The organism is Chitiniphilus shinanonensis DSM 23277, from assembly GCF_000374805.1.
Lineage (GTDB): Bacteria > Pseudomonadota > Gammaproteobacteria > Burkholderiales > Chitinibacteraceae > Chitiniphilus > Chitiniphilus shinanonensis.
Window position 1 is genome coordinate 1 of sequence record NZ_KB895337.1, and the last position, 17,046, is coordinate 17,046.

General features: G+C 66.4%; 19 protein-coding genes. 6 read left to right on the top strand and 13 right to left on the bottom strand.

What is annotated here, in order from left to right; all coding sequences use genetic code 11:
- The 3 genes from C556_RS0104925 to C556_RS19360 form a co-directional block, all read right to left on the bottom strand.
- A partial coding sequence (locus C556_RS0104925) for a hypothetical protein (protein ID WP_157235855.1) occupies positions 1-510 on the bottom strand: 510 nt, incomplete at its 3' end.
- 178 nt (positions 511-688) lie between these two features.
- A complete protein-coding gene (locus tag C556_RS0104930; RefSeq protein WP_018747120.1) occupies positions 689-1,546 on the bottom strand; it encodes a carbohydrate-binding protein in 858 nt (285 codons plus the stop codon).
- A 314-nt stretch (positions 1,547-1,860) separates the two neighbouring features.
- Positions 1,861-2,823: a YihY/virulence factor BrkB family protein gene (locus C556_RS19360; RefSeq protein ID WP_018747121.1), complete on the bottom strand. Its 963-nt coding sequence runs from the start codon at positions 2,821-2,823 to the stop codon at positions 1,861-1,863.
- Positions 2,824-3,083: 260 nt separating this feature from the next.
- Between C556_RS19360 and C556_RS0104940 the strand changes: the two genes are divergently transcribed.
- The 5 genes from C556_RS0104940 (at position 3,084) to C556_RS0104960 (ending at position 6,163) form a co-directional block, all read left to right on the top strand.
- Positions 3,084-4,145 (top strand): sigma-54 interaction domain-containing protein, encoded by a 1,062-nt coding sequence (locus tag C556_RS0104940; RefSeq protein WP_018747122.1) that lies wholly within the window; start codon positions 3,084-3,086, stop codon positions 4,143-4,145.
- A 10-nt stretch (positions 4,146-4,155) separates the two neighbouring features.
- Positions 4,156-4,653 carry a PRC-barrel domain-containing protein gene (locus C556_RS22785; protein WP_018747123.1) on the top strand — a complete coding sequence of 166 codons (498 nt, stop codon included), beginning with the start codon at positions 4,156-4,158 and terminating at the stop codon, positions 4,651-4,653.
- A gap of 29 nt (positions 4,654-4,682) precedes the next feature.
- Positions 4,683-5,114, top strand: coding sequence for a BON domain-containing protein (locus C556_RS22790; protein WP_018747124.1), 432 nt, complete (start codon positions 4,683-4,685; stop codon positions 5,112-5,114).
- Between the two features lie 260 nt (positions 5,115-5,374).
- Positions 5,375-5,533 (top strand): hypothetical protein, encoded by a 159-nt coding sequence (locus C556_RS22795; RefSeq protein ID WP_018747125.1) that lies wholly within the window; start codon positions 5,375-5,377, stop codon positions 5,531-5,533.
- A gap of 246 nt (positions 5,534-5,779) precedes the next feature.
- Positions 5,780-6,163 carry a hypothetical protein gene (locus tag C556_RS0104960; RefSeq protein ID WP_157235858.1) on the top strand — a complete coding sequence of 128 codons (384 nt, stop codon included), beginning with the start codon at positions 5,780-5,782 and terminating at the stop codon, positions 6,161-6,163.
- A 92-nt stretch (positions 6,164-6,255) separates the two neighbouring features.
- Here the strand turns inward: C556_RS0104960 and C556_RS0104965 are convergent, their stop codons facing one another.
- The 10 genes from C556_RS0104965 to C556_RS19380 all read right to left on the bottom strand — a co-directional run bounded on the left by C556_RS0104965 (position 6,256) and on the right by C556_RS19380 (position 15,698).
- A complete protein-coding gene (locus C556_RS0104965) occupies positions 6,256-6,576 on the bottom strand; it encodes a DUF2325 domain-containing protein (RefSeq protein ID WP_018747127.1) in 321 nt (106 codons plus the stop codon).
- A gap of 404 nt (positions 6,577-6,980) precedes the next feature.
- Positions 6,981-8,030, bottom strand: coding sequence for an NADP(H)-dependent aldo-keto reductase (locus tag C556_RS0104970; protein WP_018747128.1), 1,050 nt, complete (start codon positions 8,028-8,030; stop codon positions 6,981-6,983).
- Between the two features lie 114 nt (positions 8,031-8,144).
- Positions 8,145-9,212, bottom strand: a complete 1,068-nt coding sequence (locus C556_RS0104975) for a sigma-54 interaction domain-containing protein (RefSeq protein ID WP_018747129.1) — start codon at positions 9,210-9,212, stop codon at positions 8,145-8,147.
- A gap of 356 nt (positions 9,213-9,568) precedes the next feature.
- Complete coding sequence (locus tag C556_RS0104980; RefSeq protein WP_018747130.1) at positions 9,569-9,784, bottom strand: TOBE domain-containing protein; 216 nt, start codon at positions 9,782-9,784, stop codon at positions 9,569-9,571.
- A gap of 366 nt (positions 9,785-10,150) precedes the next feature.
- On the bottom strand, positions 10,151-11,344 hold the full coding sequence (locus C556_RS0104985) for a phospholipase A (protein WP_018747131.1): 1,194 nt from the start codon (positions 11,342-11,344) through the stop codon (positions 10,151-10,153).
- Between the two features lie 104 nt (positions 11,345-11,448).
- Positions 11,449-12,150 carry an RBBP9/YdeN family alpha/beta hydrolase gene (locus C556_RS19370; RefSeq protein ID WP_018747132.1) on the bottom strand — a complete coding sequence of 234 codons (702 nt, stop codon included), beginning with the start codon at positions 12,148-12,150 and terminating at the stop codon, positions 11,449-11,451.
- Entirely contained in the window at positions 12,147-12,953 is an 807-nt protein-coding gene (locus tag C556_RS19375) for an EAL domain-containing protein (protein WP_018747133.1), read from the bottom strand. Before C556_RS19375 ends, C556_RS19370 begins: the two co-directional genes overlap by 4 nt.
- 290 nt (positions 12,954-13,243) lie before the next feature.
- A complete protein-coding gene (locus C556_RS0105000) occupies positions 13,244-13,882 on the bottom strand; it encodes a peroxiredoxin (RefSeq protein WP_018747134.1) in 639 nt (212 codons plus the stop codon).
- Between the two features lie 227 nt (positions 13,883-14,109).
- Positions 14,110-15,114: a sulfate ABC transporter substrate-binding protein gene (locus C556_RS0105005; protein ID WP_018747135.1), complete on the bottom strand. Its 1,005-nt coding sequence runs from the start codon at positions 15,112-15,114 to the stop codon at positions 14,110-14,112.
- Positions 15,115-15,311: 197 nt separating this feature from the next.
- Entirely contained in the window at positions 15,312-15,698 is a 387-nt protein-coding gene (locus C556_RS19380) for a 2Fe-2S iron-sulfur cluster-binding protein (RefSeq protein ID WP_018747136.1), read from the bottom strand.
- A gap of 66 nt (positions 15,699-15,764) precedes the next feature.
- On the opposite strand from C556_RS19380, the gene C556_RS0105015 reads away from it, so the two are divergent.
- Complete coding sequence (locus tag C556_RS0105015; RefSeq protein WP_018747137.1) at positions 15,765-16,973, top strand: HD-GYP domain-containing protein; 1,209 nt, start codon at positions 15,765-15,767, stop codon at positions 16,971-16,973.
- The last annotated feature ends 73 nt before the right edge of the window (positions 16,974-17,046 follow it).

Sequence of the window (17,046 nt, forward strand, 5' to 3'; positions counted from 1 at the left end):
GATGTTGTGCGGCAGCACTTTGCGCAGGATGTCCAGGCTGGCGATCACCACGTCGTTGCGTGAGGTGAGATAGCTGCCGCCACCCCGCACCCGGTCGGCCGGCGACGCCGCGCCGTGGATGCGCAGGTCCTGCGGTTGCAAAGCGCCGCTGTCGGTCAGCAGCGTATACATGCGGTTGGCGAACAGGTTGCCCTGCGAATGCGGCACCAGCAGCACCTTTTCCGCCTTGGCGCTGGCGCTGCGGATGTCGCGCAGGATTTCGCTTTCCTCGTCCAGCGTCAGCTGCGCCAAGGCGGCCTGCTCGGCCTTGGCCTGGTAATAGCGGATCGCGCCTTCGGCGATGCGTTGGTCCATGCCTTCGGGCGCGTTGCCGTAGAGCAGCGCTTCGGCGATCTTCTCGGGCGCGGTATCGGGGTCTTGCTGGCTGAGCTGGTAGAAGGTCTGGGCAATATCAGCGAAGAAGCCGTGGGTTTGGTTGTAGGCGAGACTGGTCTGGACAGGATGGCCCAATTTCAATTCCAACGCCTCTTGGAGCATTTTTTGGCTATCTTTTGCGCCGGCCTTCAGGGTAGTAATGCCATTGATATGCACAACAACAGGTATCTGATCACACTGGTTAAGTGCACCCCAGCTACATGTAGAAACGATAAAGCTCAGAACGACAAATTTATTCTTCATGGTTTTCCCCTTATTCGCACCGATAGCGCATGGGCGAATGAAACATCATGCCACCAAGTAATTCACTGTTTTTTATGATGGCTGCCATTCGTTCCGGGGTATTGGCATGAAGAGCGGCAAGCTTTTTCGAATATTTCAATCTCCATTCATAGTCCTCAACGGAGCTATTGAATGTGTCATGAAAACAACTCAGTGGCAAATCACCTTGATTGGCTAATCGACGTGCCTCCTCCCGATCATTCCCACCCGCCGTCAATATCTCTTGCTGGGTAATCCGCGCCATCTCCATCGCATACTTGAACCGCGCCGGATGTTTCCCCACCTCCTGCGCTAGAAAGCGCTGCACGTCGTCGCGCACGCCGTCGTGATCGGCATCGATGCCGGCCAGCGTCTTGCGTCCGGCCGCGCCGGGGTCGGGGGGGACTTTGATGCCGTTGATGGTGTCGGTATTGCCCGGCGGCACCGGGGTGACGGCGTCACATTGCGCAATCGGCTGCCACAGCGCCGGCACGCGCGGCGGTTGCCATTCGGTGCCGGCGTGCGCGGTGTGGGCCTGCCGGGCGCGGTAGTAGTCGCCCTCGTAACGGATCTGGTCGCCCAGTTGGTAGCTGTAGCCGGCTTGCCACGGCGAACAGCGTTGCACCGGGCCGTGGTGCAGTTGCCACAGCGCGGGGGTGGAGGCGGGGTTCCAGTTGGCGCCTTTCTGCGCGGTATGCGATTGCAGCGCGCGGTAGGTCTGGCCCTGGTATTGGACGGTAACGCCGATCAAGTAGCCGTCGCCTTCGCGCCATTCGGGTAGGGGCGGGGCGGCGAATGCGGGGACAAGCAAGGTGGTGGTGAGCAGTGCGGCGAGAAAGGGCCTGCGCATCGGGCGATCTCCTGGGGCGATGCCAAGGCATCGCGAACGTGGGCGGACGTATTCCCAGTGGTGCCGCTGCCCTGTGGCCGGGCAGTCGGAGGCTGCGCCGACTATACCCGTGCTTTCTTTCGCACAAAAGAAAGATTTTTGTAGGTTTTATTCATATTTCTTACTGATTGTGTGCGCTTGAGGTAGGGAGGACCTAGCTATTTGACGAGAAATGGTCGTGTATTCGGCAATTTTCGGGGAGTTGAATGTAAAAATGAAAGTTTAAGGAAAGCAACTTGCTTCATCGTCCCGCCACCCGTCGGGGATGAAGATCGTCAGTTGCTTCCATTCAGCGTTCCGTCGAGCGCCAGGGCACGATGCCGCTCCTCCCGCCGCGCCTTGCGCTTTTGCGCCGCGCGTTCGCCGGTGCGGAAGATCGTCACCTGCCGTGCAAGCTCTGCACCGAAGAGAAAAATTTGCGCGGCGTAGTAGATCCACACCAGCACCAGGACCAGCGCGCCGGCGGCGCCGTAGGACGAGCCGACGGCGGTGGTGCCGAGATAGAGCGCGATCAGGCTCTTGCCGCCCATGTACAGCGCGGCGGTGATCACGGCGCTGAACCACACGTCGCGCCACGGGATGAAGCGATCCGGCAGCAGCTTGTAGATGGCGGCGAACAGTAGCGTCACCACGGCCATGGTCACTGCGGCGTTGACCACCTCCATGATCGCCAGTTGATTGCCGAACCACCCGGCGTAGCGGTGCTGCACCAGCGTCAGCCCGGTGGACACCAGCAACGACACCAGCAGCACGAAGCCGGCGCTGACCACGATGCCGAACGACAGCAGCCGCGTCTTGAGCAACAGGTAGACGCTGCCGTGGCGATGCTTGCGGGTGCCCCACACCACGTCGAGGCTGCCCTTCAGCTCGCTGAACACCGTGGTGGCGGCGAACACGCTGGTGCCCAGGGCCAGCAGCGTGTGCCAGGTGGGCTGGTTGTCGATCTGCGCGCTTTCGATCACCGCGCCCACGGCGGTGGCGGCGTTGGGGCCCATCAGGGCCTGGATCTCGGAGAGCAACTCCACCTGCGCGGCGTCGCGGCCGTAGAAGTAGCCGGCGATGGCGATCGCGATGATCAGCACCGGCCCCATGGAGAACAGGGTGTAGAAGGCGATGGACGCGCCCATGGTGGCGCCCCGATGCGCCGACCAGCACGACACCGCGTTGGCGATCAGTCGCAACGCCACGCCGACGTTGCGGCCGGCGGCGTGCCAGGACGCCGGTTGCTCCACTTTCATGCGCGACTCCTCGTTTGGCCCCGCCCCAGCCATGCACGATGCGTGCCTGCGCGGCGAGTACGGCTGTAGTCCTCGTCCGACAACGCTTTGCGGCGGCACTGACGCGAGGTTCGGAATGCACAGTGTGCCGGGCGCGCGGGGCGGCCAGTACGCTGGTAGCCATTGGTTCACGCGATCGGCGAGGCGGCGTCCACGAAGCCGCCATCGTCCCGAGGGGCAAACCCGCCCTGTCTTTCCGGTAACGCAGCGAGGGGTTCCCAATGTTCGATTCACACTACGAATACGCTGGCCACGTGCGGCGCGACAATGTGGTCGCCATGCCGACACGCGGCCCGGCAATCCGCGAGCCGGGCGGCCTGAGCCGCTTCGGCCTGATGTACGGCGCATCGCCCGCCATGCGCGAAGTGTTCGACCTGCTGGAGCGGGTCGGCCCCACCGAGGCGGCGGTGCTGGTGGTCGGCGAAAGCGGCTGCGGCAAGGAACTGGTGGCGCAGACCGTGCACCAGCTCAGCCCGCGCGCCGATGCGCCCTTCATTGCCATCAACTGCGGCGCCTTGCCCGGTTCGCTGATCGAGGCCGAGCTGTTCGGCTACGAGAAGGGCGCCTTCACCGGCGCCAACCGCACCCACCCCGGGGTGTTCGAACGCGCCGAGGGCGGCACGCTGTTCCTCGACGAGATCACCGAAATGCCGCTGGAGATGCAGGTGCGGCTGCTGCGGGTGCTGGAGACCCGCTGCTTCACCCGCGTCGGCGGCGAACGCGAAATGCGCTGCAACGTGCGCGTGGTGGCGGCCACCAACCGCGATCCGCACCAGGCGGTGGTCGAAGGCGCGTTGCGCGAGGATCTGCTCTACCGCCTGGCGGTGTTCCCGATCGCCCTGCCGCCGTTGCGCGAGCGCGCCACCGACGTGCTGCTGCTGGCGCGGCATTTCCTCGACGAACTGAACCGCGAGCACGGCACGCACAAGAAGCTCACCGAGGCCAGCGAGGCCGCCATCCTGCGCCACCCGTGGCCGGGCAATGTGCGCGAGCTGAAGAACTGCCTGCAACGCGCCTACATCATGAGCGAGAACTGGGTCGAGGTGGACCCGGAGAGCGCCATGCCCGGCATGGGCGCGCGCCCGGCGCTGCGCCCCGGCGTGCTGGAGTTCGAGGTCGGTACCTCGCTGCCGGACATGGAGCGCCGCATGATCATCGCCACCCTGGACAAGTTCGCCGGCAACAAGCGCAAGACCGCCGAAGTGCTCGGCGTGAGCCTGAAGACGCTCTACAACCGGCTCAACGAATACGCGCGGCGCGAAGCGCGCTACGCCACGGCCTGAGCGCGCCATCATGTCCACCTGGAACCTCAACAGCGGCATCGTCTACGACAGCGAGTCGCACACCGACGATCCGGCCCCGGCGCGGGTGATTCCGCCGGCCGACAAGATCGCCGCCGTGGAAACCTCGCCCGGCTCGCCGGCGGTGGCCGAGACCGGCAGCGGCCCCGGCGCCTGCCTGGCCGCCGTCGACGAACTGCAATGCTACGCACTGACCGACACCGCCAACCAGGCGCTGGGCAAGGTGCACAGCTTCATCGTCGACCTGCACCAGGGCCGCATGGCCTACGTGGTGGTCGCGCTGGAGGGCGCCCCGAGCGGCCAGCTGACCGCCGTGCCGTGGCATGCGCTGGCGCATGCGCCGCACGAACGGCGTTTCGTGCTCAACCGCACGCAGGCCGACCCGAGCACCGCGCCGTCGTTCGACGCCGCCGCCTGGCCCGACATGAGCCAGTGCGACTGGGCGCGCACCCTCCACGATTTCTATCAGGCGCGCCCGTACTGGCAATAGCGCCATCCACTGCCAAAGGAGAACCTCCGATGAAGCACCGTACCGTCACCCTCGCGCTTGCCCCGCTGCTGCTGGCCGGTCTGTTGACCGCCTGCGGCAAGAAGGACGAAACCGTCGCCGACAACAGCGGCGTCGCCAGCCTGCCCGCCGCCGTCGAGCCCACCCCGGCCGAGGCCAGCCCCAGCATGGCGCAGAGCGCCGCCGCCGCCACCGCGTCGGCCGCCGACAGCGCCGGCGACGCCGTGAGCAACGCCGCGCTCACCGCCAAGGTGAAGGCCGCGCTCGCCGCCGACGTCAGCCTCAAGACGCTGACGGTGGACGTGGACAGCAGCGGCAGCCACGTGACGCTGACCGGCGAGGTGGAGAACGATGCGCAACGCACCCAGGCCGAACAGGTGGCCCGTGGCGTGGAAGGTGTGGGCGATGTGAGCAACAACCTGACGCTCAAGGCGAAAGGGTGAGTGCCTGAGGCCAGGCGACCTGCCGTGGCGGTCGGGGGCCTTGCAGCCCCCGGCGGAGCCGGCGGCGTCAGCGGTAGGCCGGCAGCGGCACTCGCTGATCGAATCCACTCCCCCGCCCTCGCCGCCGTGAGGGAGCCCCGGTGCCTTGGCACCGGGCAAGCGGCGGCGGTGGTGCCAGGGTGCCGTCCTCATCGCCACGCCGGGCCCTCGTTTCGCGCGGACGGTTGTCGTCCGTGGGTTGAACAAGCCGGGAGCACATCATGACCTGCAAACACTGGATTCTGCTCGGACTGGGCCTCGCGGCCGTGGCGTGCTGCTGCCGCCAGGAACGGCGCAAGCCGGCGCCACCCGAGGACAAGGAACTGCATCGCTGGGAAGGAGAAGGCGGCTCGCCGCCGGATGCTGTCAGCGCGCTCTGAGGTATTTCTCTGGGAGAGTGATTCGCGGGCCTGCGGGCCCTTTTTTTTTTGCCGCTTTATGGCAACACAGCAACCGCAGGTTATAGCGGGTGGCACTCCTTTGTCGTCCGGAAACCGTTCTTCGCGCTTTCTAGGCTCCAAATAGAAAAGTCCGATTTACCGGACCGGACAGGCCCGTCATCTTTGAAGGCGGCCAAGGCGCCCACGAGGCGCTCCATCCTGGAACCAGTAGCAAGGAGACCTTCTATGCCACCAGCACACGCAGTCACATCCTACCCACTGCATATTCAAAGTTTTCACCCCAACCTCAAGGCCGTCGAGCGGGAGTGGAACACCGAACAATTGGACGGCCCGCAGCTCGATTTCGTCCTCGCCTGCCTGACCGAGGAATTCGACAAGGTGGTGCTGGCGCACGATGCTTCGCTCAATCCGGCGTATGTCATCGTCCGCCCGCTCGGCCTGATCTGGAACCCCCGACAGAACCGGGAACAGGCCCGGCTGGCGCTGCGTCGTATCGCCGGAGGCGATTGCGACGATTGCGATCTGGAAGGCAATTGCGTGGAAACGTTGCGCAAGCTGGTCCGCAGCAAGATCGGCCCGGTGTGTAGCATCCCCGCCTACGAACACTGAACCGGCCGGGTCCGCCCCGAGAAAAAGACCGCGCGATGCGCGGTCTTTTCGTTGGTCGGCGGCGGTGCCGTGAAGCGACGCCGGACAGGCGCTCAGTGCGCGGTGGCGCGCGGGCACGTCGCGCAGCGGCTGGCGCCCAGCCGGTCCAGCGATTGCGCCAGTGCGCAGGTGGAGCGGCGGCAGGCGACGAAGCGCACGTTCTGCTTCTGCGCGGCGTCGCGGTAGTTGCGCATCACGTTGTGGCCGAGGAAGTCGGTGAACAGGATGACCAGGTCCATGCCCTTGATGCCCGACGGCGTGCGCTGGTGCGACGGGTTGCGGCCGGTGACGTGATGACCGATGTGGATGCCGTACTCGGCCAGCAGCTGCGGGATGTTGCCGAGGGTGTCGGCGCCGACGATATAGGCTTGCATGCTCGCTCCTTGCCCGGCGATCGGCCGGGACGGTTGCCGCATGGCGGCTCAACCGCGGCCGTGGATGAACGCCGCGTCTGAGAGCAGACTATCAGTGCCTCTATATTCCAAGTAATACTTAATTTTGTTTTTTTATATAACTGAAATTTCATTGCGTGAGGAGTGAGGAGTGAGGAGTGAGGAGTGAGGAGTGAGGAGTGAGGTGTGAGGTGTGAGGTGTGAGGTGTGAGGGGGCGCGCGATGCGCGGGTGAGGAGTGAGGTGTGAGGGGTAACGTCAAAAGCAACAGCAACGGCGCAAGGTGTTGACGTTGCCTTTACGCCTCACCCCTCACCCCTCACACCTCACACCTCACCCGCGCATCGCGCGCCCCCTCACTCCGCAGCAGGATGGGGCCACGCCCCATCAGGGCGCGGGGTTGGGATGGCGGGTATGGATCGCCTCGATCTGGTTCAGCACTTCCTCGCCCAGGGTGACGTCGATGCTGTCGATGTTCTCCTGCAACTGCGCCAGGGTGGTGGCGCCGATCAGGTTGCTGGCGACGAAGCGGCGGCTGTTGACGAACGACAGCGCCAGTTGCGCCGGCGACAGGCCCAGCGAATGCGCCAGCTGCACGTATTCGCGGGTGGCGGCCTCGGCGGTGGGGCCGGAGTACCGCACGAAGCGGTCGAACAGCGCCAGACGGCTGCCGGCGGGGCGTGCGCCGTCCAGGTATTTGCCGGACAACACGCCGAACGCCAACGGCGAATACGCCAGCAGGCCCACCTGTTCGCGGTGGCTGAATTCGGCCAGGCCGATCTCGAAGGTGCGGTTGAGCAGGCTGTACGGATTCTGGATCGACGCGATGCGCGGCAGGCCGGCGGTGTCGGCGGCCTTGAGGAACTGCGCCAGGCCCCACGGGGTTTCGTTGGATACGCCGATATGCCGCACCTTGCCCTGCTGCACGAAATCCTTCAGCACCGACAGCGTCTCCTCGATGGGCACGCTGTCCTCGTTTTCCACCCAGGGGTAGCCCAGGCGGCCGAAGGTGTTGGTGCTGCGATCCGGCCAGTGCAACTGGTAAAGGTCGATGTAGTCGGTCTGTAGCCGGCGCAGGCTGTCGTGCAGCGCCTGGGTGAGGTTGGCGCGGTCGTGTCGGGCGTTGCCGCCGCGCAGGTAGCGCGGCTGGTGCGGCTGGCGTTGCGGGCCGGCGGCCTTGGTGGCCAGCACCACGTCGTGGCGGCGGCCGCTGCGCGCCAGCCAGGTGCCGATATGGCTTTCGGTGCGGCCCTGGGTGTCGGCGGTGGGCGGCACCGGGTACATCTCGGCGGTGTCGATCAGCGTGACGCCGCGCGACAGCGCGTAGTCCAGCTGCGCGTGGGCGTCGGCTTCGCTGTTCTGCTCGCCCCAGGTCATGGTGCCCAGACCGATGACGCTGACTTCCAGGTCGGTGCGACCCAGCTTGCGGTATTCCATTCCATTCTCCTGGCCATGCTGCGGGCCATGTGGTGGTTGACGGGCGACCGTGGGGGCGATTGCCGCGAAAAAGCCGCCGGCGCGGGTTGCGACCGGCGGCGAAAAAAAGCGGAGTTACTTGCCGGCCGATTCCAGCTCCGGCAGCAGGCCGTGCCGCTTGAGCAGGGTGCGCAGCACGTTGCGCGTTACGCCCAGCAGCTCGGCGCTGCGCACCTGGTTGTGGCGGGCGTGGCGATACGCCTCGCGCACGATCAGGTCCTCCAGATCGTCGAACAGGTGCTCGCCGGGCGCGGCGAACAGGCGTCGCAGCTCGCCGGCGATCACTTCCAGCGGCGGGCCGGACGGGGCGCCGCTGGTGGCCACGCCGCCGCTCAGCTTGAGGTGGCGCGGCTCGATGGTCTTGCCGCTGGATACCAGCAGCGCGAAGTGGATGACGTTTTCCAGCTCGCGGATATTGCCGGGCCACGGGTAGTGCAGCAACGCGTGCACCGCCGCCTCGCCCACCTGCGGCACCGCCAGCCCCAGGCGCTGGGCGTAGACGCCGAGGAAGTACTCGGCCAGCGGCAGGATGTCGCCGCGGCGCGCGCGCAACGGCGGCAGCGTCAGGCTGACCACGTTCAGGCGGTAGTAGAGATCCTGGCGGAAGTGCCCGGCACTCACCGCCTGCGCCAGGTCGACGTTGGTGGCGGCCACCAGGCGCACGTCGATGGGCGTGGCCTTGCGCGCGCCGACCCGCACCACTTCGTGCTCCTGCAACACGCGCAGCAGCTTCACCTGCAAGGCGGGCGGCAGGTCGCCGATCTCGTCGAGGAACAGCGTGCCGCCGTGGGCCGCCTCGAACCAGCCGGCGCGGCTGCCGACGGCGCCGGTGAAGGCGCCGGCCTCGTGGCCGAACAGCTCGGCCTCGGCCAGATTTTCGGTGATCGCGCCGCAATTGACGGCGAGGAAGGGGCCGCGCCGGCCGCTGATGCGGTGCACGTGGCGTGCCACCAGCTCCTTGCCGGTGCCGGTTTCACCGTGGATCAGCACCGGCGCCTCGGACGGCGCCACGCGCTCCACGTCCTCCAGCACCCGGCGCGATTGCGGGTCGGCGAACACCAGCGCCTTGGCACGGATGGAAAGCGGGCTGTTCTCGGCGTCGGAAAAGGTCAGTAGCGGGGGATTCGGTTCGTTCTGGGGCATGGGGGCGGCTCCGTCCTGTTACCAACGATTCGACCCGGCATTGCCGGGCCGAGGATGGGCTGACGACGCTAGGGTGAATCGACATTCAAACGTGGGTGCGAAGGGCGAAGGCCGGGATGCAGGGCAAGGCGTGCCGAGTGCCGCGGGGTAATCCCCGCAAGCGAGGTACAACGCGGCCATGCGCCCGGCCTTCGTCCTTCCCTGCGGGTTGGTCCGTGGGCCGGCGTCTGCTTTGTCGCACGGCTTGCAGAGAGGAAGGCTATCTGCTGCGCCGCGCTTCGCGCAGCTATCCGGCCCACGGACCAACGCATCCCACGTTTGAAGGTCGATTCACCCTCGGCGTCGCCGGAAGCCGGTCACAGCGTGGCGATCGACACTTCGGTGGATTTGACGAAGGCGATCACTTCGCTGCCGGGCTTGAGGTTCAGTTCCTTGACCGAGCGCGTGGTGATGACGGAGGTGACGATGCCCGACGGCGTGGTGACGTCCACTTCGGAGAGCACCGGGCCTTCGATGATCTCCTTGACCGTACCGCGGAACTGGTTGCGAACGTTGATGGATTTGATGCTCATGCTGTGTGCTCCTTGGGGCGCCGGGGGGCAGCGGCCGCGCCGGCAATGGGCGCCGGCGATGGCCGCTGAGGCGTGGGTTGATCTCTTTACGATCTATCGATCTTTTTCGAAAGAACGATATGGAATTTACGTGCGTGAACGTTATTCCTTCAAATACTTTTGTGTGTATTTGATATTTCACAAAGAAATAAGAAGCCCATCATGCTTGCGCGGAAGCGGCAATTCTCGGCGCGCCGTGCCGGATGGCGCGCCGCCGGCAAGGCCGGTTGTGTCAAACGCTTTACCCAGAGCGAATCGCCATTCAAACGCGGGATGCGTTGGTCCGTGGGCCGGATGTCCGCCCCCACGTTTGAATGTCGATTCACTCTAGCGCCACAGGCTGTAGCCCACGCGGAACTGCGCCGAGCTGTGCCGGTTGTAGTCGAGCAGCGTCTCGCCCCAGCCCTCGAAATAGCTGAGGTAGAGGTAGCCCATCATGCTGGGGAAGAAGCGCGCCAGCGGGTAGGTCGCCTGCACCTTGCCGCTGGCGTAGCCGGCGGTGCCGCTGCGCAGCGTCGCGGCCAGCTCCAGCGATTGCGGGTGGCCGAAGGTGAACTGGTAGTCGCCGTAGCCGCGGTACTTGGCGATGTCCTGGTTGTAGTCGCCCTTGTTGGCGTAGTAGTAGAGCTTGGGCGTGAAGGTCCAGTGCCAGTCGGCCGGGTCGCCCAGGTAGAAGGTGGGCTTGACGAACAGGGTGTCCACCGCGCGCGAATCGGCTTCGTCCTCGCCGTTCGATTCGTGCTCGTAGCCGGCGGCGAACGCCACGCGCTTGAGCCAGCCGGACGAGATGCCGGTGTCCGGCAGGTAGTAGTACAGGCTGGGGCGGTAGAGCGAATCGTGGATCGGGTACGAATCGGCGGCGATGTCCATCAGCGCCGACTGGGTGTAGCCGATGTAGAGGTTGTCGGTCAGCGCGCGCGACGTGGGCGAATCGGGCTCGAACAGGCGGAACTTGAAGCTGAACTGGAACTGCGTGTACTCGTTGCCGTTGACGCCCACCGCGATGTACATCGGCTCGTTGAACGAGAACCGCGACAACGCGGCGGGGTTTTCCTCGGGCGCCTGGGTCGGCGGTGCCGGCTGGTCGAGCACGGCGGTGGTGGCGGCGCTGACGGCGGTCACCGGCGGCACCGGCTCGGGATCGGCGTCGGTGCGCCGCGCCACGCCGACCACCATCGGCGCCACGTCCAGATCCGGCAGTTCCAGCCGCACGCTGCCCCGCACCACCGCCGGCACCGGCGCGGCGTAGCGCGCCTTGCGCGGCTGGCCCTTGATCGCCGGCGGGTCTTCCATACGTTGCAGCAGTACCGTCACCGGCGGCTGCGGGTAGGCGGTCAGGCTGACGCGCAACTCGGGCGGCGGCTCGCCCGGCTGGCCGTCGTCGAACACCAGCAAGGTGAGTTCGAGCTGGTCGGTGACGTCGATCTGCCGCGGCAGCGGGGCGACGGCGATGGAGGCGTGGGCGGCCGGCGCGCCGAGCAGCGCGGCCAGCAGCAGCGGGCGGATGGGGTGATTGTTCATGCTTGGCTCTTGAGGAAAAAGCGGCGCGCCCGAAACCGGGCGCCGACCTTTCAAGCAAAGCATGCAAACCAGGTGGTTTAGTCGTGAAAAGTGGGGGCTATCGCTCAGTAGGCGATGCTGCGCGGCAGCGCGCGTCCGGCCAGCAGGCTGGTCGGCGGTGGCGGCGCGGTGACCGCCAGCGGTGGCGCGTTGGGGCGCGGTGTGCGGGGACGGGGCTGGTGCAGCCGGCCGCGCCGCGCGCTTTGCAGCACCTGGCGCAGGAAGCGGATGCCCTGCGGCCACGCGCCGTGGCCGGAATCGACGTTGATATGGCCGGCGCCGGCCAGCGTGATCTGGCGCGCGCCCCACACTTCGGCGAACGCGGTGGCGCGGTCGAGGTGGCAGGTCGGATCGTCGTCGCTGGCGATCAGCAGGGTGGGGAACGGCAGCGGCTTGTGCGGCAGCGGCACGAAGCCGGTGAACTGGTGCGGCACGCTGGGCCGGCGCACGTCGGCCGGCGCCACCAGCAGCGCGCCGGCCACCCGCCCGCCGCGGCCGTACAGCGCGGACCAGTGCGCGACGGTGGCGCAACCGAGGCTGTGGGCCACCAGGATCACCGGGGCGTCGCGCTCGCCGAGCTGCGCGTCGAGCGCACGCACCCAGTGGGCGGCCACCGGGTGCTCCCAGTCGGCCTGTTCGACGCGCTCGATCTCGGGGTAGCGCGCCTGCCACTGGCTCTGCCAATGCTCGGGGCCGGAATTGCGCCAGCCCGGCAGCAGGACGATGCGGCCGCCGGCGGCGAGCCATTGCTGAATGGGATCGTTCATACGCGGTATCCAGGTTCGCCCAACAGGTAGCCTTGCAGGCCATCGACGCCGGCTTCCAGCGCCAGATCGCGCTGGGCGGCGGTTTCCACACCTTCGGCCAGCACCAGCGCGCCGGTGTCGCGCAGCAGCGAGGCCAGTTGCCGGTAGCCGCGCCGCGCGGTGGCGTCGCTGGCGGCCAGCTTGAGCAGTTGACGGTCGAGCTTGACGTAGTCCGGCGCCACCGCCCACAGCCGGTCGAAGTTGGCGTGGGCGTGGCCGAAATCGTCGAGCGCGATGCGATAGCCGCGCGCCCGGAAGTTGCCCACCGCGCGTTGCAGCGCCTCGGGCTCGGCGGCGACGGCGTCGCTTTCCAGCAGTTCGAGCACCACGTCGTGCGGGCGGAAGCCCTGGCTGTCGAGGATGCGTTCGAAATAGGCGCCGTGCGCGTCCACCGCCGGCAGCAGTTCCGGGTGCACATTGAGGAACAGCGAGCGCTGCGGACGGGCGTAGGCGGCGAAGTTGATCAGGTGCAGGGTGCGGCACAGCCGGTCGAACGCCACCAGCAACCCGCTGGCGCGGGCGGCGGCGAAGGCGGCGGGCGGGGCCAGCGGCTTGCGGCGCAGGCTGGCGCGCAGCAGCGCCTCCTCGCCCAGCACGGTGACGCCGTCCGGCGCGAAGATCGGCTGGAAGGCCGACGCCAGCCGCATGCCCAGCGCCTCGGTCACCGCACCCTGGATCGGGTCGATGCCGAATTCGGCGCGCGGCCAATCCCGACGGATCTCGACCGGGACAGGATGGGCAGGGAGCTTGAACGTGTCGTTCATGGGGTTCCGGAAGCGGCGGAAATGGGATTGAAGATCGGTTTTGGTCGGCAGCGGTGCGGCCCAAGTGCGTTTACAAAACTGCACCAGGCACCCAGCAACCGACCAACAGACATCGGCAAGCACACCCCCGAGCAAAGCGAGGCCCCCTCGCGGCGGCGAGGGCGGGGGGAGTGGAATCAATCAGGAAGAACCGGGGTTACCGGCATACCTCGGCTGGCCAGCCCCCGGCTTGGCCGGGGGCATGCTGCACTTGGCATACAGCCCCGGGTCACCAGAAAGGATTTACCGGTTCACCGGTTCGGCTGCGCAGTCAGCCGCAGATACGGCCGGATGGCGCGGTAGCCGCGCGGGAAGCGCTCGGCGATCTCGGCCTCGTCGGTCAGCGACGGCACGATCACCACGTCGTCGCCGTCGCGCCAGTTGGCGGGCGTCGCCACCTTGTAGCGGTCGGTGAGTTGCAGCGAATCGATCACCCGCAGGATCTCGTCGAAGTTGCGGCCGGTGGACGCCGGGTAGGTCAGCGTGGCGCGCACGCGCTTGGCCGGGTCGATGATGAACACGGTGCGCACGGTCAGGTTGGCCAGCGATTCGGGGTGGATCATGTCGTACAGCGTGGCCACCTTGCGGTCGGCGTCGGCCAGGATCGGGAAATCCACCGTGGCGTTCTGGGTTTCGTTGATGTCGGCGATCCACTTGTGGTGCGATTCCACCGGATCGACGCTCACCGCCAGCACCTTGGTGCCGCGCTTGGCGAACTCGGCGCCCAGCTTGGCGGTGTAGCCCAGCTCGGTGGTGCACACGGGAGTGAAGTCGGCCGGGTGCGAGAACAGCACCACCCAGTGCTCGCCCGCCCATTCATGGAAGCGGATGTCGCCTTGCGACGATTGCTGGGTGAAATCGGGGGCGATGTCGCCGAGACGCAGACTCATGATCGGTATCCTCAGGGCTGTGGTGAAGGGCGGCCCGGGCGTGGGCGCCCGGTGCTCGGGCCGGCGGGCACGATGGCCCGCCGTTGCTGACCCGGCGGCTGGAACCGCTGACAAACCCAGCGAAGCGGTCCTGGCAAGAAGCGCGAAACGCAGGCAGTACGAGTGGTACGGCAAGTTCCGGCCCGGTGCCCCCGCTCGACGCCGCCAGGCTTTGCTGGCGGCGGTGCTTACTTGGCGTTGGCGGCCTGGATCTGGTCGAACACGCCGCCGTCGGCGAAGTGGGTCTTCTGGGCCTTGGTCCAGCCGCCGAATTCCTCGTCGATGTCGAACAGCTTCACGTTGGGGAACTGCTTGGCGTACTTGGCGTAGACGGCCTTGTCGATCGGGCGGTAGTAGTTGCGCGCGGCGATCTCCTGGCCTTCGGGCGAGTACAGGTACTTCAGGTATTCCTCGGCCACCTTGCGGGTGCCCTTCTTGTCGACCACCTTGTCCACCACGGCCACCGGCGGCTCGGCCTTGATCGACAGGCTGGGCGCGACGATCTCGTACTTGTCGGCGCCGAATTCGCGGATCGACAACACCGCTTCGTTCTCCCACGCCAGCAGCACATCGCCCTGGCCGCGCTCGGTGAAGGTCACGGTCGAGCCGCGCGCGCCGCTATCGAGGATCGGCACGTTCTTGAACAGGCGTTGCAGGAAGTCGCGCGCCTTGTCGTCGCTGCCGTATTGCTTCTTGGCCCAGCCCCACGCGGCCAGGTAGTTCCAGCGGGCGCCGCCGGAAGTCTTGGGGTTCGGGGTGATCACCTTGATGTCGCTACGCACCAGGTCGCCCCAATCCTTGATGTTCTTGGGGTTGCCCTTGCGCACCAGGAACACGATGGTCGAGGTGTACGGCGAGGAATTGTCGGGGTACGCCTTTTGCCAGTTGGGCTTGAGCAGCTTGCCCTTCTCGGCGATCTCGTCGATGTCGTAGGCCAGCGCCAGCGTCACCACGTCGGCCTGCAGGCCGTCGAGCACCGCGCGGCCCTGCTTGCCCGAACCGCCGTGCGACTGGCGGATGGTCACGTCGTCGCCGGTCTTCTTCTTCCAGTAGGTGCTGAAGGCCTTGTTGTAATCCTGGTAAAGCTCGCGGGTGGGGTCGTAGGAGACGTTGAGCAGTTCGACGGAGGCGGCGTAGCTGCCGGCGGAAACGAAGGCCAGTGCGACGGCGGCGATCAATTGGCGGTAGGACATTGTTTGGCTCCCTGTTGCTTTGAATAAGAGAGGCTAATGAAAGCCTCTTCTGGCGATGTTGCGTTGGCACACCCTGTACTGTCGGGGTCTCGCCCTTCCTTGTCACAGAATGTGTTGGTGTTTTGTTTACCGCTCTTAAGGACAGGGGCAGTGTGGCAAAACCTTTTTATTCCCGGAAATACCGATTCATTTCTGTTTTAGTTGTTTTCGATATAAACCAACAGGTCGCCGGTCACGCGCACGTGGCAGGCCAGCCGTGGCGCCTTCAGCGCGGCCTCGTCGGTGGCTGTCGCGCCGCCAGTCGGGCCGTCCGTGCCGTCGCCGTGGCCGGGCAAGGGGCTGGGCAGCAGGCCGCGCCGAATCAGAACATTGTGCTCCATCCGCCCGCGCGGCGACGGTACGATGTCCGGAGCGAAATCCAGACGCACCACGCAGGCGCCGCAGGTGCCCTGGCCGCAACGCCAGGCCAGCAGCGGGCCGGATTCGCCGGGCAGGGAACGCAGCACATCGATCAGGCGGCCATCCTGCGCGGCCTCGACGATGTAGGGGTTCTGCGCCTTGGTGATTACCGTGAGTTTGTGCATGCTGGGAATATCGCTACCTGAAAATCCGCTCACCGGGGGCGCCTGCCGAGACGCCTGGAACTGCCCATGATCAAGAAAATCCCCGTCGCCGCGTTGCGGCCCGGCATGTACATCCATGACCTGAACGCCGGCTGGCTGGCGCATCCTTTCCTGTTCTCCAGCTTCAAGGTGACGCAGCAGGCCGAGATCGACCGCATCGCCGGCTGTGGTATCCACGAACTGTACATCGATACCGGGCGCGGCCTGGACGTGGCCGACGCGCCGACCCGCGAAGCGGTGGAGGCCCAGCTGACCGAAGAGATGACCGCCGTGCTGAACCACCAGCCGGCACAGATCCGTCGGGTGGATGTGGCGTCCGAGCTGTCGCGGGCGCAGCAGATCAAGCGGCAGGCGCACAACGCGGTGCGTTCGATCATGAACGACGTGCGCCTGGGCAAGGCGGTCGAGGTGGCGCAGGCCGAGGCGGTGGTCGAGACCATCACCGAGTCGGTGCTGCGCAACGATGGCGCGCTGATCGGCCTGATGGGCATCAAGAACAAGGACGACTACACCTTCCTGCACTCGGTCAGCGTCTGTGCGCTGATGGTGGCGTTCGCCCAGGCGCAGGGCTGCAACGAGGAGACGGTGCGCATCGCCGGGCTGGGGGCGCTGCTACACGACACCGGCAAGATGATGGTGCCCGACGCGGTGCTGAACAAGCCGGGGCGCTACACCGAGGAAGAATTCGCGATCATGAAGAAGCACCCGGAACATGGCTGGCAGTTGCTGAGCCAGATTCCGGACATCGACGAGATCGCGCTGGACATCGTGCTGCACCACCACGAGCGCCTGGACGGCACTGGCTACCCGCACGGCCTGGCCGGCGACCAGATCGCCACGCTGACCCAGATGAGTTCCATCGTCGATGTCTACGACGCCATCACCGCCGACCGCGTCTACCACCAGGGCGTGGCCGCGCCGGAGGGGCTGCGCAAGCTGTGGGAATGGAGCAGCCATCACTTCAGCCCGGATCTGGTGCAGTCGTTCATCCGCATGGTGGGCATCTACCCGGTGGGCTCGCTGGTGCGGCTGGAATCGGGCCGGCTGGCGGTGGTGATGCAGCAGCACGACAGCCACCTGCTGACGCCGCAGGTGAAGGTGGTGTTCTCCACCCGTTCCAACGCCTACCTGCCGCCGGAGGATCTGGACCTGGCGCTGGGGCAGGCCGATCGCATCGTCGGCCACGAGGATGCGCGCAAGTGGCGCATCGATACCGGGCGGTTCCTGCAAGGCTGAGCACGCAAGGGCAGGGGACTGCGTCGCGCCTCGCGATTCCCGGCCGGCCCATGGTCCGGGCCGGAAACGGCGG